This window comes from Streptomyces sp. NBC_01381 (genome assembly GCF_026340305.1).
GTDB lineage: Bacteria > Actinomycetota > Actinomycetes > Streptomycetales > Streptomycetaceae > Streptomyces.
Window position 1 is genome coordinate 332,289 of sequence record NZ_JAPEPI010000003.1, and the last position, 25,474, is coordinate 357,762.

Here is a 25,474-nt window from a genome sequence, read left to right on the forward strand (position 1 = left end):
CTCCTCTGCTGGGTGGGCAGTTCGGCGGCGTCACTCGGCGCGCAGGACGTCCAGGGCGGCGGTGAGTCCGTTCGGGTCGATGCGTACGCCGGCCAGTTGGAGGCCCATCTGGACGCCGGCGAGGGTGCCCGCGAGGGTCAGGTCGTTGAAGTGGCCGAGGTGGCCGATACGGAAGACCCGTCCGGCGAGCCTGCCGAGCCCTGCGCCCAGGGACATGTCGAACCGGTCGAGGATGACCTCGCGCACCTTGTCGGCGTCGTCGCCCTCGGGCATGAGCACCGCGGTGAGCGAGGAGGAGTACTCCCGTTCGTCGGCGCAGAGCAGCTCAAGTCCCCAGCCGTGTACGGCGGTTCGGGTGGCTGCCGCGTGCCGGTCGTGCCGGGCGAAGACCGCGGGGAGCCCTTCGGCCCGGAGCATGCGCAGCGCCTCGGCCAGGCCGTAGAGGAGGTTGGTGGCGGGGGTGTAGGGGAAGTAGCCGCGCTTGTTCGCGTCGATGACGGGCTGCCAGTCCCAGTACGACCTGCGCAGTCCCGCCGTGCGGGAGGCGGAAAGGGCCTTCTCGCTGACGGCGTTGAAGCTCAGGCCGGGCGGGAGCATCAGGCCCTTCTGGGAGCCCGCGACGGTGACGTCGACGCCCCATTCGTCGTGCCGGTAGTCGATCGAGCCGAGCGAGGAGATGGTGTCGACGAGGAGCAGCGCCGGGTGTCCGGTCGCGTCCATCGCCCGCCGGATCTCGGAGACGCGGCTGGTCACGCCGGTCGAGGTCTCGTTGTGCACCACGCAGACGGCCTTGATGGTGCGGGCGGTGTCGGCGGCGAGGCGTTCGGCGACGGCCTCGGGGGCGGCGCCGTGGCGCCAGTCGCCGGGTACGAAGTCGACGTACAGGCCGAGGGTGGTGGCCATCTGCCGCCAGAGGGTGGCGAAGTGGCCGGTCTCGACGTGCAGGACGCGGTCTCCGGTGCTGAGCGTGTTGACCAGCGCCGCTTCCCAGGCGCCGGTGCCGGAGCCGGGGAAGATCACGACGGGTCCGGTGGTGCCGAACACCGGTCCGAGGCCGGCGAGCAACTCCGTGGTGAACGCGGCGAATTCGGGGCCGCGATGGTCGATGGTGGGCGCCGCGATGGCGCGGAGCACCTGGTCGGGGACGTTGGTGGGGCCCGGTATCTGCAAGAAGTGCCGCCCGGACTGAGAGGTCACTGTGGCCAACTCCCTTGAGAAGCGTGCCGCATTGTGGCACGGTGTGTCATAAGGTGGCACGCCGGAGCATAGGAGCCGACGCTAGGGGAGTCAACGGATGCAGAGCGTTCTCAACGCACTTCGGGTGCTCGAAGAGGTGGCCGCGCGCCAGCCCGTCGGCGTCGCCGACCTGGCCCGCGCCCTGGAACTGCCCAAGAGCTCGGCGCAGCGCGCCCTGCGTACGCTGCACACGGCGGGCTGGATCCGGCCGGCCGGCGGCGAGGTCACGCGGTGGGCGCTGACCACCAAGGCGCTGCAGGTCGGGCGGCGTGCCACCGGGGAGTTGAGCCTGCGTGACGTGGCCGTGCCGATCATGGAGGAGCTGCGGCGGCGCACCGACGAGACGGTGCATCTGACCGTCCCTGACGGCGAGTCGGTGGTCCTGATCGAGCGCCTCGAGACCTCCAAGCCGGTGCGGATCATCCTGGCCCTGGGCACCCGGCTGCCCATCCACGCCTCCGCGAACGGCAAGGCCGTGCTCGCCTCACGTCCCGCGGAGGCAATCGAGGGTCAACTGGCCGCCGGGCTCGAAGAGTTCACCGAGACGACCATCACGGACCGGGAGGCGCTGCTCGCCGAGCTCGCGCTGATCCGGGAACGGGGGTACGCCACCAACGGTGGCGAGTGGCGCACCGATGTGTCGGCGGTCGCCGCGCCGGTCCTGGACGAGGCGGGGTCGCCGGTGGCGAGCATCAGCGTCAATATGCCGACTAGCCGGATGACGGAGGAGTCGAGCGCGGCGCACGGGGCACTGGTGCGCGAGACGGCATTGCAGGTCAGCGCTGCGTTGAGGCAGTTGGCGGAGGGGGCGTGGGGCGGACCTGCGGCCCGGGGCTAGCGGCTCCGCCGGGGGGCCGTATTCGCCTGCGGGTCCGTGGGGGCTGGTCGCGCAGTTCCCCGCGCCCCTTCGGGGGCGCGACACCACTCCGGAATCCGGCGCACCCCTTGACGCCCCGGGCGAAGCGCTTCAATACTCCCCACTGCGAAAACTTGATTCCGCATTTCGGAATCCAATCGACTCCCCTATGCCCTTCACGCGCCCCGGCCTCAACACGCCGCGGCGCTCCGTGACATGACCATCGGCCGACGGCAAGGGAGCCCTCGTGTCAGATCAAGTCATCTCCATCATCGCCCTGGTACTGATCTTCGCCATCGCGACCTTCTCCTCCGTCCATCTGGGCGCGCTCGCCCTGGTGGCCGCGTTCATCATCGGCTCGACGGTGGCGGACGAGTCGACGGACGACCTCTTCGCGGGGTTCCCCGGCGATCTCTTCGTCGTCCTGGTCGGCGTGACCCTGCTGTTCGCCATCGCGAAGAACAACGGCACGGTCGACTGGCTCGTGCACGCGGCCGTGAAGGCGGTGCGGGGCCGGATCGCCCTCATCCCCTGGGTCATGTTCCTGGTCACCGCCATGCTCACCGCGGTCGGCGCGGTCACCCCTGCGGCCGTCGGGATCATCGCGCCCATCGGGCTCGGCTTCGCCGCGACGTACGGCATCAACCCCGTGCTCATGGGCCTGCTCATCGCCAATGGGGCCAGCGCGGGCGGCTTCTCGCCCATCGGTGTGTTCGGCAGCATCACCAACAACGTCGTCGAGCGCAACGATCTGCCGGGCAGCCCCGCGATGCTCTTCACCGCCTCGTTCCTGTTCAACGTGGGCCTGTGCGTCATCGTCTTCTTCGTCTTCGGCGGACGGCAGTTGCTGGGGCAACGTGCAGCACTTACCCACACCGGTGGCATCGGGGGCGCGGGACCGTCACCGGGCGAACAGGACGACGGACCGCCCGGCGGTCAACTGGTCGAGGCGGGCGGCCCGCCCGGGCCAGCCTTGGCCATCGCCAAGAACACCGCGACCGCGACCGCGGACACACCACCCGTCCGCCTCGACGGCCCCCGCGCCCTGACCCTGCTCGGTCTGCTCAGCCTGGTCGGCGGAGCGCTCTTCTTCGACCTCGATGTGGGGCTTATGGCGCTCAGCATCACCGTCGTGCTCTCCCTCGTCTCCCCCAAGTCGGCCAAAGGCGCCGTCGAGCGGTGCGCTTGGTCCACCGTGCTGCTGGTCTGCGGCATCGTCACCTACGTGAGCCAGATGGAGCGCATCGGCACCATCGACTACCTCGGCAAGGAGGTCGCCTCCATCCAAGCGCCTCTCGTCGGCGCCCTGTTGATCTGCCTCATCGGCGCGGTGGTCTCCGCCTTCGCGTCGACCACCGGCATGCTCGGGGCGCTGATCCCCCTGGCGGTGCCCTTCCTGCTCGACGGGCAGGTGGGCGCGGTGGGGCTCATCACCGCCCTTGCCATCTCCGCGTCCGTGGTGGACGCATCGCCGTTCTCCACCAGCGGGGCACTGGTGACCGCCAACACCCCTGAGGAGCAGCGCGACTTCGTCTTCCGGCGCCTCATGGCCTGGGGGCTCGGCATCGCCGTGGTCGCGCCGCTGGTGACCTGGGGTCTGTTCGTCGCCCCTGGATCCCTCTGACGGTGCAGCGTCTCTCTGACGGATTCAGCTCATCTGACGCCGCACTAGTTCATGCAGCCGTCCACCCGTGTCCGCCAACAGCTGGGCGGGCGGCCCCTGTTGGACGACGCGGCCCTCCGACATCACGATCACCCGGTCGGCGTCCAGGACGGTGGACAGGCGGTGGGCGATCACGACGCGGGTGGCGTTCAGGGCGCGGGTGCTGTCGATGACGGTGCGCTGCGTCTCGTTGTCCAGGGCGCTGGTCGCCTCGTCGAAGAAGAGGACCCGGGGGCGGCGGATCAGCGCCTGGGCGATCATCAGGCGCTGGCGCTGGCCGCCGGAGACCGCTCCCCCGCCGGAGATCATCGTGTGCAGGCCCATCGGCATGCGCTTGATGTCCTCGGCGAGGCCCGCCATCGCCGCGGCCTCCCAGGCCTCTTCCTGGGTGAACGTCTCGGCGCCGCAGATGCAGTCCAGGATCGAGCCGGTGAGAGGCTGCGCGTTCTGCAGCACGACCCCGCACTGGCGGCGTACGGCGGCCTGGTCGAGGGCGGCCAGGTCCTGGCCGTCGTACAGGACGCTGCCCGCGACCGGCTTGTCGAAGCCGATGAGCAGGCGCAGGAGCGTCGACTTGCCGCAGCCGCTCGGGCCGACGATCGCCACGAACTCCCCTGGCCGGATGGCGAGGGACACGTCGTCCAGGACCAGCGGGCCGTCGTCGGTGTAGCGGAAGGAGACGGCGCGGGCCTCGATCTCCCCCTGGAGTTCGCCGGGCTGCGTGCTCGCGCCGCGCACCTCGGGTGCCTCGTCGAGCACCGGCTTGATCTGCTCGAACATCGGCAGGACCGAGGCCGCCGAGATCAGTGCCCCGGTGAGCTGGGTGACGGCCGTCAGGAGCATCGTCACGGCAGTGCTGAAGGTGAGGAATTCCCCCGCGGTGAGGCTGCCGCGGGCCGGGCCCGCGAGGAGCACGAACATGATCAGCGTACAGAGCGGCAGATAGACCGCGTTGAGGACCGTCGTGAGGTTCTTGATGCGGCCCGCGCGCTGCTGGAGCTCGCGGCTGCGCGCGAATTCCCCCGCCCATGCCGCGTACGCGAAGCTCTCGGCCCCGGCGACGCGGAGCTTGGGCAGTCCGCGCAGGGTCTGGAAGGCCTGGTTGTTGAGCTTGTTGCCGAGCTCGACCAGGCGGCGCTGCCAGCGCAGTTCCCACAGGCCGAGGGCGAGGAACACCCCGGCGATGACGACCAGCATGCCGAGCGCGGCCAGGGCGAGGGGCACGCTGTAGAGGAGCAGCAGGACGAGGTTCATCGCGCCGACCGTGCCCGCCTGCAGGGCCACCGGGCCGATGCCTGAGAGCACCCGCCGGATGGCGCTGACGCCCATCGCCGCGCTGGCCAGTTCACCGGTGGAGCGGGAGGCGAAGAAGCGGGTCGGCAGCCTCAACAGGCGGTCCCAGACGGCGGGTTGCAGGGCGCTTTCCATCCGCCCCTCCATGCGCAGGATGGTGAGGTTCTGCAGCAGCATGAAGGCCGCGGAGACGATGCTGGTGATCATGACGGCCAGGGAGACCTGGACGATCAGGCTCTTCTCGGCGTTCGGGACGTACACGCCGAGCACCTGGCCCGTCGCGATCGGCACCAGGGCTCCGATGAGAACCGTCACCAGACCGGCGATCGCGAGATTGCGTACGTCGCCGCCGTTGCCGCGCAGGCTGAAGCGGAAGAGACCCCAGGGGGTCAACGCCCGGTCCGGCAGCGGCCGGTAGAACATGACGCCCTGCGGCTCGAACTCCTCCGCGTTGTCCTCGTCGACGCGCGTGCGCCGCCCGGAGGAAGGGTGCACCGACTCGTAGCCGCCGCGTCGCCACAGCAGCGCGACCGGCGCCCCGCTCGCGGCGCGGTGCCCCACCAGGGGTCCCGCGTTCTCGCGCCACCAGGGGCCATCGAGCCGGACGGCCCGGGTGCGGATCCGTGAGGCCACCGCGACCTGCTCCACCGGGTCGATCCGGTCACTGACCGCACCGCTCTCCGCCGGGGCGGCGAGCTTGATGCCGGCCGCGTCGGCTACGAGACGGCAGGCCGCGTACGTCATGTCGTCGCCGCCCTGGGACGCGGGGCGGCCCGAACCGCCCCTGCCCGAGCGGCCGATGGAGGCGATCAGGGTCCGGTCGGCCTGCTCGCGGACCGTCTCGCCCGCCTTGATGCCGGCGGCCGTGCGGTCCTCGTGGGCGCGCTCAAGGCGTTCGATCCAGCGGTCGAGCGTGGAGAGCAGCCGGTACTGCTGATTGACCATGCGCTGCCAGACGGCGGGGTCGACGAGCAGATCGCCGGCGGCCTCCGTGCTGTAGGCGGCGCCGTACTGCACGCTGCCCGGCGCGACCGGCATCCAGAGGATGTCGTCGTCGGTCACCACTTCGTCGCCCAGGGTGCGCCCGTCCAGGGGCGCTTCGAACAGCACCCGGTGGCTGCGCCCGATGCCGAGCGCGAAGGCGTGCTCGAGCAGGCTCAGGGCCTGGTCCTGGGTGTCGTACTGGGTGGGGTACTGCTGCTCGTAGGCCCAGGTGTCGCCGAAGTCGGGACGGTAGAGCTCGCGCAGCGGGATGCGGCGCAGCTCGCAGCCCTGGAGGGGGCGACCGACGAGGGTGTGCTGGGGGCCTTCGACCGGGCCCAGGAGCAGGGTGCCTGGTTCGAGGCGGCCCAGGAAGTGCCAGTGGCCCTGCTGCACGGCGTCGACCGCGAACAGATCGAGGGCGCCCGCCACGACGAGCCAGAGCACCTGCGGCCCCTCCAGGTGGACGCTGCGCAGGTCCGTGCAGTCGGCGGGGGTGCCGAGCGCGCCGAAGGCGGCGGCGACCGCGTCGTCCCCGTACGCGGTCTGGGTGTACTGCTCCGGTACCGAAGTCACCTCAGTGCTCCTTGACCAGGTCGGCGTAGGGACCGCCCGCGGCGACCAGGTGTTCGTGGCGGCCGCGCTCGACGACCGAGCCGTGGTCGAGGACGACGATCTCGTCGCTGTCGCGCACGGTGCTCAGACGGTGGGCGATGACGACGCAGGCGCAGCCGCGGCGGCGCAGATTGTCGATGATGACCTGCTCGGTCTCCGCGTCCAGGGCGCTGGTCACCTCGTCGAGGACGAGGATGCTGGGGCGGCGCACCAGCGCGCGGGCGATCTCCAGGCGCTGACGCTGCCCGCCGGAGAAGTTGCGGCCGTCCTGCTCGACGCGGCCGTGGATGCCGCCGGGCCTGCGGGCGACGATCTCGTACAGACAGGCGTCCTTGAGCGCGGCGACGACGGCGTCGTCGGGGATGGAGGGGTCCCACAGGGCGACGTTGTCGCGGATGGTGCCCTCGAAGAGGAAGACGTCCTGGTCGACGAAGGAGACGGAGGCGGCGAGCGCGCCGCGCGGGATGTCCTCCAGGCGCTGTCCGTCGATGCGGATCGTGCCCTCCCACGGGCTGTAGAGGCCCGATATCAGCCGGGAGACGGTCGACTTGCCGCTGCCCGAGCCGCCGACGAGCGCGACCTGCTGGCCGGGACCGACCGTCAGGGAGAAGCCGGTCAGGAGCGGCTTGTCCAGGGGGCTGTAGCCGAAGGTGATGTCGTCGAGGGTGACGTGGCCCTTGAGACGGCGGGTGCTCGCGGCCGGTTCGGGGCGGGAGTAGAGCGTGTCGACGGGGAAGTTCTCGACGTCCTTGAGACGGGCGACGTCGGCGGCGAAGTCCTGGATGCGTCCGGCGACGCCGTTGAGGCGGGTGATGGGCGCGGTGAAGCGGGTCACCAGGGCCTGGAAGGCGACGAGCAGGCCGATGGAGAGATGCCCCTCCACCGCACGCAGGCCGCCGATCCACAGGATCAGCGCGCTGTTCAGGGTCGCGAGGGTCGGTGCGACGATGCCGAGCCAGGCACTGGGCACGCCAAGGCGCTGCTGCTCCTCCAGGGTGGTGGCGTGCTGGCCCGCCCACCGCCGGAAGTAGCCGTTCTCGCCGCCGGTGGCCTTCATCGTCTCGATCAACTGCAGGCCGGTGTACGAGGTGTTGGTGAGCTTGGCGCTGTCGGCGCGCAGCTTCTGGGTGCCGGTGGCGCGCAGCCGGATGACGACGCGCATCGCGACGATGTTCAGCAGGGCGATGCCGACGCCGACGAGGGTGAGCTGGGGATCGTACGTCCACAGCAGGGCCGCATAGAGGAGTACGACGATGCCGTCGACACCGGCGGCCGTGAGGTCGCGGGCCAGGGTTTCGGCGACCGCGTCGTTGGAGGCCAGGCGTTGCACCAGGTCGGCGGGGCTGCGCTGGGCGTAGAACGTGACGGGCAGGCGCAGCAGATGGCGCAGGAAGCGGGCGCTGCTGAGGGTGGAGGAGATGATGCGGCCGCGCAGCAGGTTCGCCTGTTGCAGCCAGGTGAGGACCACGGTGAGCGCGACCATCGCCCCCATGGACGCGAAGAGGGCGCCAAGGAGGGAGGTCTGATCTCCGATCAGGAACAGATCGATGTACGTCCGGCTGAGCGCGGGCAGCGCCGCGCCGACCGCCACCAGGAGCAGGCTGGCCAGGAGCGCGGCGAGCATGGTGCCCGTGGTGCCGCGCAGGCGGGCCGGGAGGGCCCGCATGATGCCGGGCCTGCGCCCGCCGGGGCGGAAGTCGTCGCCGGGTTCGAGGACGAGGGCGACGCCGGTGAAGCTGGTGTCGAAGTCCTCCGACGGCACGAAGCGGCGGCCCTTGTCGGGGTCGTTGATGTACACGCCGCGGCGGCCGAGGCGGCGCCCCATGCCGTCGTAGACGACGTAGTGGTTGAACTCCCAGAAGAGGATCGCGGGCGCCTTGACCTCGGCGAGCGCGGCCGGCTCCATCTGCATGCCCTTGGCGGTGAGGCCGTAACTGCGCGCCGCCTTGAGGAGGTTGCTGGCCCGTGAGCCGTCGCGGGAGACGCCGCAGGCGATGCGCAGCTCCTCCAGCGGGACGTGCTTTCCGTAGTGGGCCAGGACCATGGCGAGCGCGGCGGCGCCGCACTCCACGGCCTCCATCTGCAGGACGGTGGGGGTGCGCACCGTCTTCTGCCGCTTGCCCTTGGACGCGGGGCGCTGCGCCGCGCGGCGGCGGCCGCGCTGCGGGGGCTCGGGACGGTGCCTGCGGCGTCCGCCGGGTGGCGGCAGTTGCTGCTGGTGTGCCGGGGAGGGGTGCGGTGCGGTCACGGAAGCAGCCAATCGATCGGGCGCTGCTCGGCGAGGGCGAAGGCGCCGGTGGCCAGGGTCATGGAGTCGAGTGCGAAGGGCGGGCCGCCCGCCGACGACCAGGCGTAGCCGGACTTGGTGGCGGATGAGCGGTCGAGCCGCACGAGGACCGCCACGGGCGGTCCTTCCTCGGTGAACTGTTCGGCCAGTTCCTTGTCGCCGAGGAATCCGGTGATCTTCTGCGCGCTCTGCGCCGACCGCCCGATCGCCTTCACATGCCCGCGCAGCACGCCGTACTGCTGGGTGGGCACGGACTGGACGGTGAGGTCCACCTTCGCGCCGACGGGGACGGTGGCCGCGCTGTCCGCGGGTACGTAGACCATGGCGAGGAGCGGGTCGTCGCTGCCGTCCACGCGCTCCACGGTCGCGACGTCGGCGCCCGTGGTGACGACGGTGCCGATCCGGGCCACGAGTGCGGTGACGCGGCCCGCCGCGATGGCGCGGACCACCTTGTCGCCTTGTTCCGTACGGACCTTGAGCACCGGAGCGCCGGCGGCGAGCCGTTCGCCGTCTTCGACGAGGACGCTGGTCACCTGCCCGGTGACGGGGCTCTGCAGGACGTAACTGCCCTGGCCGTGCGTGAGGATGCCGGGCGCCCGCAGCGTCGAGGAGACCGAACCGGTCACCGCCCAGACACCGGCCGCGGCCATCACGACGAGGGTGATGGCGAGGACGAGCAGGCCCTGGGGGCGGGCGTAGCGCACCGGCAGGTCGAGTTCCTCGGGCGACTGCAGCTTGGACAGGGCCTGTTGGCGGAACTGCACGGAGCTCTTCCCTACCTTGCTTATGGCGTCCGTGAGCCCCGGAACTGGATGTTCCGGGGCTCACGAATCATGGTGTCTCAGTGAGCGAGATGCTCAGAGACCGGCGACCGTGCTGGTGGCCAGGCCCGCGAGGGGGGCGGTGTTCAGGCCGGTGGTGCCCTCGACGACGCCAACGACGCCGGCAACCGTGGAGGAGACCGGGGCGATCGAGTCGACGGCGCCGGTCACGGTGCCGACGGCAGCGGCGGAGAGGCCACCCGAGACGTTGTCGAGGTCGGCGTCGGAGATCTCGAGGGTCTGGACCTGGGGGGTGGAGTTCATGATGTGAGCTGCCCTTCTCATGGATGTTGCAAAGATGTTTCTAAGAATGCGGAACCCAAACTGCGAATTCCGCGTGGGCAGGATCAAAGCACGTTCGCATGTCGCACATCCACTCGGCCGGACGGCCGTCCGCTGTGAATGCGACGACGAATCACCCCTGCGTGCAGGCATGTTCACCGTGTGGCGGCAGCTCCTTCACAAGCTTCACATGAGGAAATCGGGCGGGCCGCGGGACTCCCTTCAACAAAGCGGACACTCCCTCCCCAATAGCGTCTGTTCTGTGGCTCATACACACGGCTTTGTGTGAAGTGTTCGCCGAATTCGGTGACTGGACCGGGTATTCGATGTGCAGGTTTATTGAAGGCCCTCCGAACCCTCCGCGACCGTGCCGTCCGTGGAGGCGCCGGAAGCGATCCCGTGCACGGGCTCGGGAACGGACCGCGGGGTGAGCAGCGTCGAACGCCGCCCGTCGACGCCGACCGGTACGTCGCCGTCGATGGTGACGCGGCGCAGGGTCCGCTCGTGGTCGTCGGAGTCGTCCACGCCGTAGTGCTGTGTGGCGCGGTTGTCCCAGATGGCGACGTCGCCCGCGCGCCACTGCCAGCGCACGGTGTTCTCCGGCCGCTCCACGTGCGACTGGAGGATGGCGATGAGGGCGCGGGAGTCGGCGGCCCTGAAGCCGGTCAGCTTCTGCAGGAAGTTGCCGAGGATCAGGGTGCGTTCCCCGGTCTCGGGGTGGACGCGCACCACGGGGTGCTCGGTCTGGAACGTGACCGCGGTGAACACCTTCCGGTGCTGTTCGAGCGCCGCCGTCGAGGCGCCGGGGCGTACGGCCGCGTAGTCGTAGTCGTTGGTGTGTACGCCGCGCAGGCTGTCGGCGAGGATCCGCAGCGGCTCGGGCAGCTCGGCGTACGCGGCGGCGGTGTTGGACCACAGCGTGTTGCCGCCGTAGGGCGGGATGACCTCGGCGCGGAGGATGGAGAACGCCGGGTAGGCGGGCACGAAGGTGACGTCGGTGTGCCACTGGTTGGCGCGGCCGCCGTGGTCGTTGTCGATGCCGAGGGCGTAACGGCCGTCGACGGACGGCACGGTGGGGTGGGCGACGGGGGTGCCGAGCAGCCGGGCGAAGGCCTCGTGGCTCTCCCCGTCCAGGTGCTGCTGGTCACGGAAGAAGACGACCTTGTGCTCGAGGAGTGCGGCGCGGACGGCGGCCACGGCCGTCTCGTCCAGGTCGCCGCCGAGGCGGACGCCGGAGATGACGCCGATGCGGCCGCCGACCTTCTGGACGGCGATGCCGGGGGTCTGGGGGGCGTGCGGTGTTTCCACTGCGGGTGCGGAGGTCATGGGGCCGGTTTCCCTTCGATGGGCAGCACGGATCGTTTCGATGGGCAGCACGGATCGCCTCGCCCCGGTGTCGGCCGAGTTGAGGTGATGGTGGTGGTGTTGCGGAGGTGTGAGTGAGCTGCCGAGCCGCCGAGCGGCTGGGCGAAGAGGGCGCGTGAGAGGCCGGTCAGGCCATGCGCCGGCGACACGCGGCCGAGGCGAGACGGCCCAGGTCGACGTGGAGCCGCGGGACAAGAGGGGTCATCGCGGTCATGTCCAGGAGCATGGCCGCCGGACGGAAGCACGGTCAAGGAGCCGGTGGCTCGCTTCACGACCTTGCAACGAGCGGCTTCGCGGAACGCTCGTGCTCCCGGGAAACACGAACTCGCCCGCGGCTTCGCGGTACTGCCGCGAGCCACGGACGAGTTAGGAGGTCACGGCCGTCGAGGTCAGGCGCCGGACAGCAGCGCCTCAAGCGACAGTGCCGTCTCGGGATGACGGCCGACCAGTGCGGCACCCGACGGGGCCCGCATCCGCCGTCTCCCCCGTCCCCTCGCAGCCGAGCAGGCTCGCCACCGCGTCACACGTCGCGGGGTGAGCGGCGAGCAGCGTGCAGCCGGAGGCACCGTCGGCGCGCCCCGCAGGACGCATCGCCACCGGCTCCGGCTGCGCCAGCCACGGCGGCACCCACGCGTCGAGCGCCGCGAGCTTGCCCGGGAAGATCCGTCCGGCCTCGCGGATGAGGAGCGGCGCCAAGTCCGTGCCGCTCCCCCGCAGGGTCGTGATCAGCGTCGGCAGCCACGGCAGGAGCACCGGGTCCGGCAGCCGTCCGAACGCCTTGGACACCGCCTCCACGACGAAGTCGGTGAGACCCGGGACGGGCTCCAGGGCGTGCACGAAGCCGCTCAGGTACCGCGGATAGGCGGGCACCACCAGGGGGTTGCCCAGGAGTTCGTCGCACCTGGCCCGAAGGTCCGCACGGGACAGGTTCCCCAGCTGCGTCTGGGCGGCCCACAGCAGCGCCGTCTTCGACGGGTCCTGCGGATGCGACTGGGCGACCGCGAGCTCCAGCTGGGTCCGGTCGCAGCCGAGCGACAGGGCCAGGCTCTCCATGCTGAACAGGAAGCCCAGCATCGCCGCCACCTGGCGCACGGTGGCGTCCTCGTCGGTGAAGGCCGTCGGCAGCAGGGTGCAGTAGTGCGCGTACCCGGCCTTGACGAAGGACTCGATCCACGGCGGCAGCGTCGGCTCGCTGGTGCGGTAGTGGGCGAGCAGCCGCCGCACCCGGCGCAGCACTTCCGGCGCTCCGTCCACGCTGCGTTCGGCCGAGAGCACCTCCAGGGCGCGGGTCCCCAGTTCGTCGGCGAGGCGGCGGCTGCGCAGGTACAGCGTCGCGTCCTCGACGGCCTGCAGGACCGTCGCCGCGGTGGCCTGCGGCCCGTACGCGATGCGGCGCAGGCGCTGCTCAAGGACCTGCTCGATGCTGACGCCCTCGTAGCCGAGCTCGATGAGCGCGCGCTGGTGGGTGCCCAGAGCCAGGTCCCACGACTCCTGGATGGACCGCTCCCCCAGCTTCCGCTCGCCCATGATCGGTCGTGCGGCGCCGTGCGGCATCAGATGGCGCAGCATCCACAGCACGTCGGAGCACGGCCCCAGCTCCGGCTTCCCGGCGATGTCGAGCAGGGCCCGCTGCACGCCGCGCTTCTCCAGCGGCAGGTTCAGCGGTACGAGGCGGTCGTGCACGTCGCGGGCCAGCGGTGGCAGCGATTCGTAGCCGACCTGCCCGACCCGGTCGCCGCCCATCATGATTTCCACGAGGCGGCGTACGTCGCGCCGGCCAGGCACCGAGTCCTTCTCGATGCACGTGACGGCCGCGTCCTGGAAGTCGTACGGCGTGGGCCTTGCCCGGTCGCGCATCCCGGCCAGCAGGATCGACGTCTCGAACACCGCGATGGCGTCGGCGGTGGAGGCCAGATAGCCGTTGCGGCGCGCGGCGCGCACGATCTCCACGGACCAGCCGAGCAGTTCGGCCTCGTCGAGCCGGTCGAGGACGGGCGGCTGCCGCAGGAAGCCGGTCAGCTTGTCCGAGGGCTCGGCCGCCGGTGCGAGTGGTGGCGCTGGCACTTGCGGTGGTGCGGCGGCCGCCTTCTTGGCCTTGGACTTCTTCTTCGCGCCCGCCTGTCCCGCGAGACGGTACGGCTCCGTCCTGGTGCGCTTGAGGTTCTTCGCCCAGACCGTCGCGGCGATGGACACCGAACCGGCGGCGAGGCCGAACTGCGCCTCGATCGACGCGTGGCTCGACGGGATCAGGCCGTGCTGCCACTTGGTGGCGCTGCGCGGGCTGATCTCGAAGGTGTCGGTGCCGTGCACGCCGAACTCCTCGACGCGGCTTGCCGCATGGAAGGCGCCGCAGACATAGAGGCAGTCGGCGGGATCGGTGCCGGTCGCGGCCAGGTGCTCGCGCATCCTGGTCCACATGTAGCGCTCGCGGTCCTCGTCGACCCGCACCCGGTGCGGGTCGCCGGGCGCAAGGCGCCGGAAGAGGCTGCCTATCAGGAGCATCACCTGGCGGTAGGTGTCGTGGTCGCTGTCGCCCAGCGGCAGTTCGACGTACTGGTGCCACCACTCCGACCAGTGCCGCACCCGGCCGTGGCGCAGCAGGTGCTCCTCCAGTTCGGCGAAGCGCGGCCGCAGGTCGCCGATCTCCACGCCGACCGCGTCGCCGTGCAGCGCGGCCTCCTCGTCGGCGGGGGGTGCGTCCGGATCAGCCGGGTCCTCGGCGTGCTTGCCGCGCGTGTCCCACTGGAAGACGTGGTCCGACGATCGGTCGACGAGGACCAGTTCCACGCCCGGCGTGTCCAGTGCGTACGCGATCGCCTGGTACTCGGCCGAGGCCTCGGTGATCGGTGCGACCACCGACAGCGGCGACCAGTCGGCGGGGAAGCCGTCGACCTCGGTGGCGAACGCCTGGACCGCCACCGGGAGCCTGCAGTTGCGCAGTTCGGTCAGGAGCGGCGCCATGTCCTCGCACAGCTCCACGTACACGACCTTCGGCTGCTTCTCGCGCAGGCGGCGGGCCATCGCGAGCGCCGAGGCCGGCGAGTGATGGCAGACGGGGAAGATCTCCAGCGGTTCGCCGAGGGCGCGGTCGACGTCGTCGACCAGGCCGAGGAGGATGCCCTGCAGGGCATCGGGTCCGTCGGCGAACGTCGCGGCGGCCTCCTGCAGCTGTCCGCGCAGCGCCTCGAAGGTGCCGTCGTGGGTGCTCGCTTGAGTTCCGTCGTGGGTGCTCGGTTGAGTGCTCACGTGGTTGCTCGCCTGGGTGCCGCTCATGACAGGGTGGCGATCGCGTCGCGGCCGCCCTCCAGGAACTCCGGCCAGGATCCGCCGACTTCCTTGCTGCGCGGCTCGACGACGCCGTGCAGATACTTGTTGAGTATGGCCAGGTCCTCGGGCTCGCGCCGGGCCAGCGACCCGACGAGCGAGGAGGCCAGCGTGTGCGCGGTCAGGGCCTGCTCGCCGAAGAAGTTGCTGTGCAGGATGGCGTCTTCAAGCACGCCGATCTGTTCTGCGGTGGACAGGGCGGACTCCAGCTTCTCGTCGTCGCTCGCGGCCGCGGCCGACGAGGCGCGCAGGTCGGCGAAGCTCTGCAGCAGTACGTCGAGCAGTGTCGGCGGCACGTCCAGGTCGATCTGGTGGCGGCGCAGCAGTTCCTCGGTGCGGAAGCGGACGATCTCCGTCTCGCTCTTCTTGTTCGTCACGACCGGGATGCGGACGAAGTTGAAGCGGCGCTTGAGGGCCGACGACAGGTCGTTGACGCCGCGGTCACGGCTGTTGGCGGTGGCGATGATGGAGAAGCCGGGCTTGGCGAAGACGATGTTGTCGCTGTCCGCGTCGCTGCCCAACTCCGGTACGGAGATGTACTTCTCGGACAGGATCGAGATCAGCGCGTCCTGTACGTCGCTGGTGGAACGGGTCAGTTCCTCGAAGCGGCCGATCGTGCCGGTCTCCATCGCCGTCATGATCGGCGAGGGGATCATCGACTCCCGCGACTGGCCCTTGGCGATGACCATGGACACGTTCCACGAGTACTTGATGTGGTCCTCGGTGGTGCCGGCCGTGCCCTGCACCACCTGCGTGGAATTGCGGCTGATCGCCGCGGAGAGCAGCTCGGCGAGCCAGCTCTTGCCGGTGCCGGGGTCGCCGATGAGCAGCAGCCCGCGGTCGGAGGCCAGCGTGACGATGGAGCGCTCGACGAAGCTGCGGTCGCCGAACCACTTCTGCGAGATCTTCCGGTCCAGGCCGTCGGAGCGCTCGGAGCCAAGGACGAACAGGCGGACCATCTTCGGGGACAGCCGCCAGGAGAAGGGCTTGGGGTTGTCGTCGACGGACTCGAGCCAGTCAAGCTCCTCGGCGTACTTGAGCTCGGCAGGGGCGCGCAACACATCGGACATGGCAGGGCCTTCCTCGAAAAGGGTTCAGGTAAAGGGGGGAGCTTTCGGCGCCGCAGGCGGGCGTCCAGCCTGGAGCGTCAGGCGAGGAACGTCTTGAGCTCGTGGACGAGCTTCTTTATGTGGCCGGAGAGCACCGGCGCACCGAGGTCCTTGAACCGCTCGCGGAACCACGGGTTGACGCTGCCGCGGCCGGAGCTGGTCACCGAGCCGACGGGGATGAACTTGGCGCCCGAGCGGTGGATGGCCGCCATGGACTCGAACAGCGGCTCGCTCCGCCACTCGTAGAAGTCGGAGATCCACACGACGACGGTGTTGCGGGGCTCGGCGATCTTCGGCTGCGCAAGCGCCATGGCGACCGTGCCGTCGGTGCCGCCGCCGAGCTGGGTGCGAAGGAGCGTCTCGAAGGGATCGTGCACCCAGGGCGTGAGGTCGAGCGCCTGGGTGTCGTACGCGATGAGGTGGACGTCCACCTTGGGCAGCCCGGCGAAGATCGACGCCAGGATGGTGCAGTTCACCATCGAGTCGACCATCGAGCCCGACTGGTCCACGACGACGATCAGCCGCTGGGGCGTCGTCTTGCGGGCGGTGTGCCGGTAGTAGAGGCGGTCGACGTACAGCCGCTCCTCCTCCGGGCTCCAGTTGGTGAGGTTCTTCCAGATGGTGCGGTCGAGGTCGAGGTTGCGGAACACCCGCTTGGGCGGCACGGAGCGGTCGATGGCGCCTACGGTGGCCTTCTCCACCTGGGTGCGCAGGACTTCGGCGACCTCGTCGACGAAGCGGCGGATCAGCGCCTTGGCGTTGGCCAGGGCCACACCCGAGAGGTTGTCCTTGTCCCGCAGCAGCTGCTCGATGAGCGACATGCTCGGCGTCAGCTGCGAGGCGAGCTTCGGATCGGCGAGGACCTCCCGCAGGTGCATGCGCTTGACCAGGTCGGCCTCGATCGAGCCCAGTTCCGGGCCGATCGCCGGGATGAGCCTGCTGAGGTCGGGGGTCGTGCCGCCTCCGCCGGTGCCGGTCGGGCTGACGCCCTGTCCCCCGCCGCCGGTCGCTGCTCCTGCTCCTGCCCCTGAACCTCCGCCGGCCCGCCCGCCCCGCAGATCGCCGGGCTTGCAGCCGAGCGCGCGCTCCAGCCAGCCCGCGTCGGACTGCCACCGCGCCAGCTGTCCGGCGGTGACCGTGCCGGATCCGGTGGCGAACACATTAAGCAGCGTCTTCGACACCAGGGCGGCGCGCCGCACCTCGGCGGCCCGGTCGCGGGCACCGTCATGCCCGGGTTCGGGTGCCATCAACCCATCAAACTCCGCGGCCAGTTCCGGGTGGCGCTGCACGATCGAGTCGACGGAGGCCCCCGGGTCCAGGAGCGCCGACGGCAGTCCGATGTCCTCGACGACGGCGAGACTCGCCGACTCCAGTGTGGCCTGCTCCTCGGGGTCGAAGAGCCGGGCGAGGAGCCGCCAGTACAGGACCTGCCTGCGGTTGTCGTGGGGGTCGGCCTCAGGAGTGGGCAGCTGCCCGGTCGTGTGGTCCGTCATTTCCGCAGCAGCCTTCCCGCGCGCTCCCGCAGCACGGCCACCGCGTCGGTAGCGGCCTTCTCGGCCTTGACCCCGCCCTTGTCGGTCGTGCCGCCCGCCCATCCCCCGGCGTGGATCGCCACGGCCTTCTTCCGTACGGTCGTCTCCACGGCCAGCGGCTGCAGGCGGTACGCCCCGGCGTCCCAGCGGAGCAGTCCGATGCACGCGCCGGATGCGGCGACGGCCTTGGGAGTGAGCGGTCCCGCGGCCGGAATGCGGTCGGTGTCGACGGCCAGCGGCTGTCCGGCCACAGTGAACGTCAGCGCCTCGTCGTCCTCCTGCGCCGCGTACCCCTCCAGGAACACCGGGACGGCGATGCGCGCCGGATGCCGGTCCAGGGGTGCCGTCGGCGCCTCCGTGGCGGTGGGCAGGGCAACGCGGGCGGTGGCGAAGGCGTCCGCGGGCTCGCCCGCGCGGGCGTGCTCGTCGCTCCAGATCAGGTCGCCGTCGGCGGTGACCGGCATGTCGGTGAGGTCCATCGAGCGGCCGTCGCCGAGCGCCGCGAGGAGCGACAGATGCGGGCGGAGCAGCTGCCAGAGGCCGGCTCCGACGACCGTGTCGGGCTTCGGCGCCGAGGCACTGGCCCGCACCAGGCGGGGCGTACTGCCGTCGGCGGGCTCGAACACCGCGTGGACCTGGGCCTGTACGGCGGTCGCATGTTCCTGCACGTCGACGCCGAGGGGCAGCAGACGGCCGGTGGCCATGCCGGTCGCCGGGGCATCGGCCGCTCCGGGCACGGTGAGGAGCATCGCGCGCGACCAGAGGTCGGCCCAGCGGCGTACCGGAATACGTTCCAGGGTCACGCCCGGGCAGGACGCGGCGAGTTCGGCGGCGAAGCCGTCCAGGATGGTGGCCGGGCGGCGCAGGGCCGGATCCGGGAGCATCGCGAGACGACCTGCGCCGCGCCGGAGATCAGCTCGTGGTCGATGCCCTGCCACCCGGCGCGTGCCAGGTCGGAGAGCCAGGAGCGGGCGGCGGCAAGGACGTTCGCCGCCTGCTGCCCTCCGGGCGCCGACGCGGTCTGCTCGCCGCGGGGGCGTCCGGTCGCCTCCTCGACGCGGGTGAGCAGGGCGTCGTGGACGGAGCCGAGCAGTGCGGTGCGGGCCGCGGCCAGTGCGACGAAGTGGTCCTCGCTCGCGGATCCGGCGGCCGCCTTCTCGGCGGCCTCGGCGACACGCGCCGACAAGGGCGATCCCGCGACGGCGTGGGCGAGCCGCGTCAGACCTGCGGCCTGGGCGGGCTGCGGACGGAGCAGACCGGTGACGAGTGCCTGGTCGAAGGCGTCGACGGCCTCGAGGGCCTCGTCGAGCCCGGCAATGTCCTCGGCGTCCTCGGCGAGCAGATCGGCGCGCATCAGGCCACCGCCCTGGTCGGCGGGAACCACTGCATCTCGGGCAACGGCGCGGTGCTCGGGGCGAGTTCCAGGTAGGCCAGGTGACGCAGGAACCGGCTGAAGACGGGCGCGGCGGCCGTGGTGTCCCCCTGCGACGGGCGGGTGCCGCTCATCTCGTAGGTTAGGGAGTGCGCGCTCGGCTCGCCGTCGGCGGCCTCCACCTTCAGATAGCGGGCGACGCGCTCGGCGCCGTACTGCAGCACGGCCTCGCCGACGAGCGCCCGGATGTGGTTGCAGAACGAGCCGCGGGCGCCGCCGCAGGGCCGGTTGTTGTTGGTGCTGCACGCGAACGCGTACGTCCCGGCCGCGATCGACGAGACGTAGACCCGGCCGATGTCCGAGCCGCTGGACACCACGCCCTGCAGGCGTCCGTCGGCCAGTTCGACGAACGGGACCTTGGCGAGCTTCCGTGGCCGCGCGGGCGCTGTCACGCGCGCCGTGCTCGACCTCTCCCAAACTGACACCACACCAACTCCTCCACGCCAAAGGGACGTCCACGCCGGATCGGCGGGACACCAATGAACTTACTGGCGACCACTGACAAACGCTGATCGCGGACGTCGGACACCCGGCGGTCGCGCCCGCGTGACCTGGGGCGATGCGTTCCGTTCGGGGCGGTGCACCATAATGCGGCCATGCGGATCTCAGCCAGGGCGGACTACGCGGTACGTGCCGCGCTGCAACTCGCCGCGTGCCAGGACGACGGGCCCTTGAAGGCCGAGGCCATCGCGGACGCTCAAGAGATCCCGCACAAGTTCCTGGAGGGCATCCTCAACGACATGCGCCGCGGAGGGCTCGTTCTCAGCCAGCGCGGCGGCAACGGCGGCTATCGCCTGGCCAGGCCCGCCGACTCCATCAGCATCGCGGATGTGATCCGTGTCGTGGAGGGGCCGCTGGTGTCGGTGCGGGGAGTCCGCCCGCCGGAGCTGGCCTACAGCGGGCCCGCCGAGTCGCTGCTTCCGCTGTGGATCGCGCTGCGGGCCAATGTCCGCCAGATCCTCGAGGGCGTCTCGCTGGCCGATGTCGCGGCGGCCGAACTCCCGGCCCAGGTCACGGCGCTCGCCGAGGACCCGGCGGCTTGGACGAACCCTTAGCCCGACGCCGCACTCCCCTGGGGAAGCAGCACAACGCCCCGGGCTCCGATGACGACCGGTGCCCAGGGCGTGTGCTGCTGCTCCTCCTTGTTACGCGGACCGTCCGGGCCGGTAATCGCCGCCCTGCTGCCGGGTGATGACGCCAAGGCGGTTGGCGGCGTTGATGAGGGCAATGGTCGACACCAGCGCGCCGAGCTGTTCCTCGTCGTAGTGCTTGGCGGCGTTCGCCCATGCCTCGTCGGTGACCCCGCCCCCGGTGTCCGCGATACGGGAGCCCTGTTCTGTCAGCTCCAGGGCGGCACGCTCGGCGTCGGTGAACACCTTGGCCTCACGCCAGACCGCGACCAGGTTGAGGCGCGTCGCGCTCTCCCCCGCGTGCGCGGCGTCCTTGGTGTGCATGTCGGTGCAGTAGGCGCAGCCGTTGATCTGGCTGGCGCGCAGCTTGACCAGCTCCTGAGTCGCGGCCGACAGCGTCGACTCCGTCATGATCACCTGGCTCGCCGACGCGATGTGCCCCAAGGACTTGGCGACGAGCGGGGTGCCGAAGAGGTTCAAGCGGGCTTCCATGGTGACTCCTTGGCCGTTGGTGGCGGTTACACCTCCTACACGAGGCGGCCCGGCGGGAATCGACATGGCCGAATGTGACGTGCGTCTCCCTGCCGGTCAGGCGAGGGCGGGCACGGTCAGGTCGAGGGTCAGACAGTTTCGCCAGTCGTTGGTGAAGACGGCGGTCGCCCCTTCGTGGCGCACACCCACGAACGGGTTGGAGCAGAACATGACGGCGATCCATCGCAAGGAGCGGTCGGCGTCGAGGCGGGCGAGGTAGCCGATGTTGCCCATCCCGCTGCCCCCGCCGGACATCCATCCCGCCCCGTCCGGCAGCGGGCTCTCGAAGTTGGGGTGCACCTCGGTACAGCCGTCCTCCGCGACGGCCAAGGCCACGTCGACGGACCCACCGAGACGGAAGGGGATCGGCTGCCCGGCGTCCGGGTGATAGGCCCCGGGGCCGTCCACGTGCAGCTCCAGGCCGGTGTCGTCCGGCCGGTAGAGGCCGTCACGGAACGGCATCTCCCCTGCCGCCCACAGCCGTTCGATCAGTCCCACGACCCGCCCCCCACCTCTCTCCGCTAGCGCCGGTTGCGCGGGTGATTGCGCGCCGTACGTTCATTGCCGTGCTTGTAGGCACCGGTCCAACGGGCCATCACCAGTTGGGCGTCGCCCGACTCGACCTCGGCGAGGAACTTCTCGGCGCGCGCGCCTCGCAGCGTGCCGGCCGGGCGGCCGTGGTGGGTGATCGTCACGCCGGCGTCGGAATGCTGCTCGTAGGCGAAACCGGAGGGTCTTGGCATGGTCGGATGCTAGGCATCCGGGCCGCGGTTCCGTAACCGAATTTCGGTGGGTCTCGACGTGATGCGAAGGCAGGCACGCTCCCCGGAGTCCCAGAGATCGAGACGCGTCGGTCCATACCTTGAACACCCCCTTGCCGCAGCGGGAGTTCAGATCCACTATTCCTATCAATCAGGTAGGGAAACTAGGAATCTGTGAGGCGTCCTCGTGACAACGCTGATCCCCTCCGCCTCGCCGCGCGTCGTCCGGGAACTCGCCGACGACCTCGCCGTCGACGCGGACCTGCGCGACCGGGCGGGCAAGCCTCCGTTCGACGAGGTCTCCCGGCTGCGCGAGGCGGGACTGCCCGCGCTCCTGACGCCGCCCGGCCCGGACGGCCGCGGCGTCGACTGGCGCACGGCGTGTTCGGCGGTCAGGGACATCGCGGCGGCTGACAGCTCCATCGCCGAACTCCTCGCGCACCACCACGCCCTGTCGTGGAGTCCGCGGCTCTTCGGCACGGCCGAGGACGCTGCCGCGCTCGCACTGCGCGCCGTACAGGAGCAGTGGCTCTGGGGCGGTGACATCGACCTGCCGGACGCGCAGACGAGCACCGGGCTCGCGCTCACGCCGGCCACCGACGGGTACGTCCTCAACGGCCGGCGGCCCCTGACCGCGGGCGTCGCCGTCGCCGACCGGCTCGTCCACACGGCGCGGCGCACGGACAGCGGCGCATGGGTGGTCGTCCATGTGGACCCGGCCCACCCCGGAGTGTCGGCCGAGCCGGCGCACGATCTGCTCGGCCAGCGCCTGAGCGGGGCGGGCGGGGTCAGCTACGACGACGTACCGGTGGCGGCGCACCAGGTGCTCGGCGGCGTTCCGGTGGACGAGCACGAGATCTCGCCGTTCACCGCGCTCGCTCCGCTGGCCCGTCGCCTGCTGCTCGTCCACGTCGGCCTGGGCAACGCGGAGGGCGCCCTGGCCGAGGCACGGGACATCAGCCGCGCCCTGCCGCGCGCCCGCCCGTCGACGGATGCCGACAGCGGCGCGCAGTACGGGACACCGCCCGCCGATCCCTATCTGCTCCTCGCCTACGGGGAGTTGGCGACGTCCGTCCACAGTGCGGGCGCGGTGGTGGACCGTGCGGCGGAGGCCATGGCGCGCGGTCTTGCGGAGGGCCCCGCGCTCGGTGCGGACGAGCGCGCCGACATCGCGTTCCTCGTCGACGCGGCCGAAGCGGTCACCGCAGATTCCGCCCTGCACATCACGACCCGCGTCCTCGAACTCACCGCCGACGCCCCGGCCCTGGTGACCGACCCCGGCCTCGACCGCTTCTGGCGCAACGCCCGCGCCCTGACCGCGCACGGCTCCGCGGCGCACCGGCTCCGCGACATCGGCGAGCACTACCTCAACGGACTTCAGTAGGCGCCCCACGATCAGCCGTCCGCCTTGATCTTCTTCATGGTGAGGTGGGATTCGAGGCGCAGCACGGCGGGCAGACCGCTGAGCTTGCCGGTGATGAACGCTTCATAGGCCTCGCGGTCGGTGGCGCTGACCTCGACGTCGACGAGGACTTCAAGGCCCCGGCCCAAAGCTTCGGGATCGATGACGGCCCGGTACCCGGCGACGACGTCTACGCCGGATCGTTCGAGCCCTCCTGCTCATCGGCCTGGTCACCGCCGCCGCCCCGCTGGTTACGATCGCCGCCACCGCCTTCATGGTGAACGTCCGGCACGTGTTCTACGCCCTGTCCTTCCCCCTGCACCGGGTGACCGGCCGCCTCGGCCAGGCGTACGGCACCTTCGCGCTCACCGACGAGGCGTACGCGCTGACCGCCGCCTGGATACCCGCCGGCGTCATGGTGATCCTGGTCGCCTACTGCCTGCACCTGTGGCGCCGCAACGCGCTCCTCAGCATCCTCGGCGGCACAACTGCCCATGTGATCCTGACCAGTACGGTCTTCGCCCGGTGACGCGTCCCGCCGCTCACATGAAGCGGCGGATCAGCCGTTCCTTCGCAGCCGTGAAGGGCGGGTAGACGGCCCGTACCGTGTCGGGAAGCAGCGGCTTGTCGAGGACGGCCTTGGTGTGGCTGAACGCCTCGATCGAGTACCGGCCGTGATAGCTGCCGATGCCGCTCTCGCCCACGCCGCCGAACGGCAGGCCCGGCATGGTGATATGGGCGTTGGGGAGCCCGAAGCCGACCGCCCCCGAAGAGGTCTCGGCCAGCAGTCGGCGCCGGGTCCGCCGGTGGGGCGTGAAGGCGTAGACGGCGAGCGGCTTCGGGCGGGCGTTCACGAACGCGATGGCCGAGTCCAGGTCGGGCACCGAAAGGACCGGCAGGACGGGGCCGAAGATCTCCCCGTCCATCACGGGGGCGGCCGGGTCGACGTCGGCGAGCACCGTGGGGGCGAGGTAGCGCGATGCGCGGTCGTGCGTGCCGCCGGTGACCACGCGGCCGTCGCCGAGCAGGGCGGTGAGCCGGTCGAAGTGGCGTTCGTTGACGATGCGGCCGTAGTCGGGGCTGCGGGCGGGGTCCGCGCCGTACATCGAGGTGATGGCGTCGGCGATGTGGTCCGCCAAGGGGCCCGCGGTACCTCCGATGGCCAGGACGTAGTCGGGGGCGGTGCAGCTCTGTCCGGCGTTGAGGAACTTGCCCCAGGCGATCCGGCGTGCGGCGGCGGCCAGATCGGTGCCCGGCTCGACAAGGGCCGGGCATTTGCCGCCCAGTTCGAGGGTGACCGGGGTGAGGTGGCGGGCGGCGGCCGTCATGACGATCCGGCCGACCGTGCCGTTGCCCGTATAGAGGATGTGGTCGAAGCGCTGCTCAAGGAGCCGGGTGGTGCGCTCGGCGGCGCCCTCGACGACCGCGACCGCGTCCGGGTCGAGGTAGCGGGGCAGGAGCCGGGCCAGTGCGGCGGAGGTCGCGGGGGCCAGTTCGCTCGGCTTGAGCACGACGCAGTTGCCCGCGGCCAGGGCGCCCACCATCGGCGCGAGGGCGAGCATCACCGGGTAGTTCCACGGGCTGATGACCAGGACCACGCCGAGCGGTTCGCGCACCGTCCGGGCGCGGGCCGGGAGCATCGGCACCGGTACGGCGACACGGCGCGGGCGCAGCCAGCGCTCCAGGTGGCGCAGCGTGTGATCGATCTCGTTGACGACGAGGCCCAGCTCCGAAGTGTGCGTCTCCACCGGGCTCTTGCCCAGGTCGGCGGCGAGCGCCTCTGCGAACACCGGGGCCTGCTCGGTCAACAGGGCACGCAGAGCTCGCAGTTGACGGCGTCGCCAGGCCGTCGGACGCGTACGGCCCGCGTCGAAGGTCGCACGCAACCGGCCGACCGTGCCGGTGACGTCCTCGGTCTCGGCCTTGGTGTCGGTCTTGGTCTCGGCCTTGGTCTCGGTCTTGGTCTCGGCCGCGCCCAACCCCTGTGCCCCGTCAGCGAGTAGTTCCTGTCCCACGGCAGTCCCCCTCCTCGGAATGCAACGGTGCGTTGCGTTTGAAACGACCGTAGCCGCCCAACCACCCATATGCAACGCACCGTTGTGTTGCATTAGGCTCCGGGGCATGACGACGAATCAGCGCCCGCAGCCCGCACCGGGCAGTGGGCCGCGCCGCAAGCGGCAGATCTTCGACGCCACTCTGCGGGCGCTGGCACGCGACGGCTTCGCATCCATGACGATCGAGGGCATCGCCGAGGAGTCCGGCGTCAACAAGACGACGATCTACCGCTGGTGGCCCTCCAAGTCGGCGCTGCTCGGCGCGGCGATGATCGACGCGCCGCTCCTCGAACTGCCCATGCCCGACACGGGAGATCTCCGCGGGGACCTGGAGCAACTGGTCGACAACCTCATCAAGCTGCTGACCGGACAGCCCTCGGGGTCGGTCGCGCGGGCCGTGCTGGGCGCCGCGCTCGGCGACGCGGGACTCGCGACGTACATCAGGGACTTCTTCGCCGACCGCCTCGCCCGCGAGCAGGCGGTGGTCGACCGCGCCGTCGAACGGGGCGAACTGCCGCCCGGCACCGACACGATGCTCCTGATGGACCTGCTGGCGGGTGCGGTCTGGCTGCGCGCGGTCTTCCGCCGCCTGCCACTGGACGAGGACTTCGCCCGCCGGACCGTCGCCGCCGTACTCGACGGCGTACGCGCCACTTGAGGTCGTTTGTCCCGTCCATGACATCGTCACACAGTCGACGCACAACGTTCATACAGTGATGCGCTCACCCGTGCCACTCTCCCGTTGGCCCACTTGTCAACTCGCGTAGATCGCGGGTCCCGTTGGAGGGGATCCGCGGTCC

General features: G+C 70.8%; 20 protein-coding genes and 3 pseudogenes. 6 read left to right on the forward strand and 17 right to left on the reverse strand.

All coding sequences use genetic code 11. The features are described from left to right. Positions 1 to 30: 30 nt before the first annotated feature. Positions 31 to 1,197 carry an alanine--glyoxylate aminotransferase family protein gene (locus OG453_RS39745; RefSeq protein WP_266873586.1) on the reverse strand — a complete coding sequence of 389 codons (1,167 nt, stop codon included), beginning with the start codon at positions 1,195 to 1,197 and terminating at the stop codon, positions 31 to 33. Positions 1,198 to 1,294: 97 nt separating this feature from the next. Between OG453_RS39745 and OG453_RS39750 the strand changes: the two genes are divergently transcribed. Continuing rightward, positions 1,295 to 2,074, forward strand: a complete 780-nt coding sequence (locus tag OG453_RS39750) for an IclR family transcriptional regulator (protein ID WP_266873587.1) — start codon at positions 1,295 to 1,297, stop codon at positions 2,072 to 2,074. A gap of 265 nt (positions 2,075 to 2,339) precedes the next feature. Next, entirely contained in the window at positions 2,340 to 3,716 is a 1,377-nt protein-coding gene (locus OG453_RS39755; RefSeq protein ID WP_266873588.1) for an SLC13 family permease, read from the forward strand. Between the two features lie 24 nt (positions 3,717 to 3,740). Here the strand turns inward: OG453_RS39755 and OG453_RS39760 are convergent, their stop codons facing one another. The 11 genes and pseudogenes from OG453_RS39760 to OG453_RS39805 all read right to left on the reverse strand — a co-directional run bounded on the left by OG453_RS39760 (position 3,741) and on the right by OG453_RS39805 (position 19,221). Continuing rightward, entirely contained in the window at positions 3,741 to 6,605 is a 2,865-nt protein-coding gene (locus OG453_RS39760) for an NHLP bacteriocin export ABC transporter permease/ATPase subunit (RefSeq protein ID WP_266873589.1), read from the reverse strand. A gap of 1 nt (position 6,606) precedes the next feature. Continuing rightward, a complete protein-coding gene (locus OG453_RS39765) occupies positions 6,607 to 8,892 on the reverse strand; it encodes an NHLP family bacteriocin export ABC transporter peptidase/permease/ATPase subunit (RefSeq protein WP_266873590.1) in 2,286 nt (761 codons plus the stop codon). Beyond that, the gene (locus OG453_RS39770) at positions 8,889 to 9,695 is read right to left on the reverse strand and encodes an HlyD family efflux transporter periplasmic adaptor subunit (RefSeq protein ID WP_266873591.1); all 807 of its coding nucleotides are present in this window, start codon (positions 9,693 to 9,695) and stop codon (positions 8,889 to 8,891) included. Before OG453_RS39770 ends, OG453_RS39765 begins: the two co-directional genes overlap by 4 nt. Positions 9,696 to 9,788: 93 nt before the next feature. Beyond that, positions 9,789 to 10,016 carry a type A2 lantipeptide gene (locus OG453_RS39775; protein WP_135329083.1) on the reverse strand — a complete coding sequence of 76 codons (228 nt, stop codon included), beginning with the start codon at positions 10,014 to 10,016 and terminating at the stop codon, positions 9,789 to 9,791. A 354-nt stretch (positions 10,017 to 10,370) separates the two neighbouring features. Then, on the reverse strand, positions 10,371 to 11,360 hold the full coding sequence (locus OG453_RS39780) for a TauD/TfdA family dioxygenase (RefSeq protein WP_266873592.1): 990 nt from the start codon (positions 11,358 to 11,360) through the stop codon (positions 10,371 to 10,373). A gap of 166 nt (positions 11,361 to 11,526) precedes the next feature. Then, positions 11,527 to 11,625, reverse strand: a complete 99-nt coding sequence (locus OG453_RS45265) for a putative leader peptide (protein WP_323178738.1) — start codon at positions 11,623 to 11,625, stop codon at positions 11,527 to 11,529. Between the two features lie 163 nt (positions 11,626 to 11,788). Next, positions 11,789 to 14,579 (reverse strand): annotated as a pseudogene (locus tag OG453_RS39785) (hypothetical protein). An 89-nt stretch (positions 14,580 to 14,668) separates the two neighbouring features. Beyond that, on the reverse strand, positions 14,669 to 15,793 hold the full coding sequence (locus OG453_RS39790; protein ID WP_266873593.1) for an AAA family ATPase: 1,125 nt from the start codon (positions 15,791 to 15,793) through the stop codon (positions 14,669 to 14,671). 77 nt (positions 15,794 to 15,870) lie between these two features. Further along, on the reverse strand, positions 15,871 to 17,325 hold the full coding sequence (locus OG453_RS39795) for a VWA domain-containing protein (protein ID WP_266873594.1): 1,455 nt from the start codon (positions 17,323 to 17,325) through the stop codon (positions 15,871 to 15,873). Further along, positions 17,322 to 18,748, reverse strand: a pseudogene (locus OG453_RS39800) (hypothetical protein). The gene OG453_RS39795 and the pseudogene OG453_RS39800 overlap by 4 nt, the downstream one beginning before the upstream one ends. Next, entirely contained in the window at positions 18,718 to 19,221 is a 504-nt protein-coding gene (locus OG453_RS39805; protein ID WP_266873595.1) for a hypothetical protein, read from the reverse strand. Before OG453_RS39805 ends, OG453_RS39800 begins: the two are co-directional and overlap by 31 nt. A 171-nt stretch (positions 19,222 to 19,392) precedes the next feature. Between OG453_RS39805 and OG453_RS39810 the strand changes: the two genes are divergently transcribed. Further along, entirely contained in the window at positions 19,393 to 19,851 is a 459-nt protein-coding gene (locus OG453_RS39810) for an Rrf2 family transcriptional regulator (RefSeq protein WP_266873596.1), read from the forward strand. Positions 19,852 to 19,941: 90 nt separating this feature from the next. Here the strand turns inward: OG453_RS39810 and OG453_RS39815 are convergent, their stop codons facing one another. From OG453_RS39815 to OG453_RS39825, 3 genes are all read right to left on the reverse strand, one after another. Continuing rightward, positions 19,942 to 20,418: a carboxymuconolactone decarboxylase family protein gene (locus OG453_RS39815; RefSeq protein ID WP_266873597.1), complete on the reverse strand. Its 477-nt coding sequence runs from the start codon at positions 20,416 to 20,418 to the stop codon at positions 19,942 to 19,944. Between the two features lie 96 nt (positions 20,419 to 20,514). Next, positions 20,515 to 20,955: a hypothetical protein gene (locus OG453_RS39820; RefSeq protein WP_266873598.1), complete on the reverse strand. Its 441-nt coding sequence runs from the start codon at positions 20,953 to 20,955 to the stop codon at positions 20,515 to 20,517. Between the two features lie 23 nt (positions 20,956 to 20,978). Then, on the reverse strand, positions 20,979 to 21,200 hold the full coding sequence (locus tag OG453_RS39825) for a hypothetical protein (RefSeq protein WP_266873599.1): 222 nt from the start codon (positions 21,198 to 21,200) through the stop codon (positions 20,979 to 20,981). 205 nt (positions 21,201 to 21,405) lie between these two features. Between OG453_RS39825 and OG453_RS39830 the strand changes: the two genes are divergently transcribed. Then, the gene (locus OG453_RS39830; protein ID WP_266873600.1) at positions 21,406 to 22,602 is read left to right on the forward strand and encodes an acyl-CoA dehydrogenase family protein; all 1,197 of its coding nucleotides are present in this window, start codon (positions 21,406 to 21,408) and stop codon (positions 22,600 to 22,602) included. An 11-nt stretch (positions 22,603 to 22,613) separates the two neighbouring features. Here the strand turns inward: OG453_RS39830 and OG453_RS39835 are convergent, their stop codons facing one another. After that, positions 22,614 to 22,769 carry a hypothetical protein gene (locus tag OG453_RS39835; protein WP_266873913.1) on the reverse strand — a complete coding sequence of 52 codons (156 nt, stop codon included), beginning with the start codon at positions 22,767 to 22,769 and terminating at the stop codon, positions 22,614 to 22,616. 9 nt (positions 22,770 to 22,778) lie between these two features. Between OG453_RS39835 and OG453_RS39840 the strand changes: the two are divergent. Beyond that, positions 22,779 to 23,071 (forward strand): annotated as a pseudogene (locus tag OG453_RS39840) (AzlC family ABC transporter permease); the annotation flags it as partial. Between the two features lie 91 nt (positions 23,072 to 23,162). Here OG453_RS39840 and OG453_RS39845 read toward each other — a convergent pair. Continuing rightward, entirely contained in the window at positions 23,163 to 24,635 is a 1,473-nt protein-coding gene (locus OG453_RS39845) for an aldehyde dehydrogenase family protein (RefSeq protein WP_266873601.1), read from the reverse strand. A gap of 106 nt (positions 24,636 to 24,741) precedes the next feature. Here OG453_RS39845 and OG453_RS39850 point away from each other — a divergent pair, with 106 nt between their 5' ends. Next, positions 24,742 to 25,332 (forward strand): TetR/AcrR family transcriptional regulator, encoded by a 591-nt coding sequence (locus tag OG453_RS39850; protein ID WP_266873602.1) that lies wholly within the window; start codon positions 24,742 to 24,744, stop codon positions 25,330 to 25,332. Positions 25,333 to 25,474 lie beyond the last annotated feature (142 nt).

Bases quoted from the DNA above. Each gene is read 5' to 3' on its own strand.
- OG453_RS39795 (WP_266873594.1), bottom strand. From the start codon at position 17,325: ATGACGGACCACACGACCGGGCAGCTGCCCACTCCTGAGGCCGACCCC.
- OG453_RS39825 (WP_266873599.1), bottom strand. From the start codon at position 21,200: ATGCCAAGACCCTCCGGTTTCGCCTACGAGCAGCATTCCGACGCCGGC.
- OG453_RS39810 (WP_266873596.1), top strand. From the start codon at position 19,393: ATGCGGATCTCAGCCAGGGCGGACTACGCGGTACGTGCCGCGCTGCAA.
- OG453_RS39775 (WP_135329083.1), bottom strand. From the start codon at position 10,016: ATGAACTCCACCCCCCAGGTCCAGACCCTCGAGATCTCCGACGCCGAC.
- OG453_RS39780 (WP_266873592.1), bottom strand. From the start codon at position 11,360: ATGACCTCCGCACCCGCAGTGGAAACACCGCACGCCCCCCAGACCCCC.
- OG453_RS39750 (WP_266873587.1), top strand. From the start codon at position 1,295: ATGCAGAGCGTTCTCAACGCACTTCGGGTGCTCGAAGAGGTGGCCGCG.
- OG453_RS45265 (WP_323178738.1), bottom strand. From the start codon at position 11,625: ATGCTCCTGGACATGACCGCGATGACCCCTCTTGTCCCGCGGCTCCAC.
- OG453_RS39850 (WP_266873602.1), top strand. From the start codon at position 24,742: ATGACGACGAATCAGCGCCCGCAGCCCGCACCGGGCAGTGGGCCGCGC.
- OG453_RS39815 (WP_266873597.1), bottom strand. From the start codon at position 20,418: ATGGAAGCCCGCTTGAACCTCTTCGGCACCCCGCTCGTCGCCAAGTCC.
- OG453_RS39790 (WP_266873593.1), bottom strand. From the start codon at position 15,793: ATGTCCGATGTGTTGCGCGCCCCTGCCGAGCTCAAGTACGCCGAGGAG.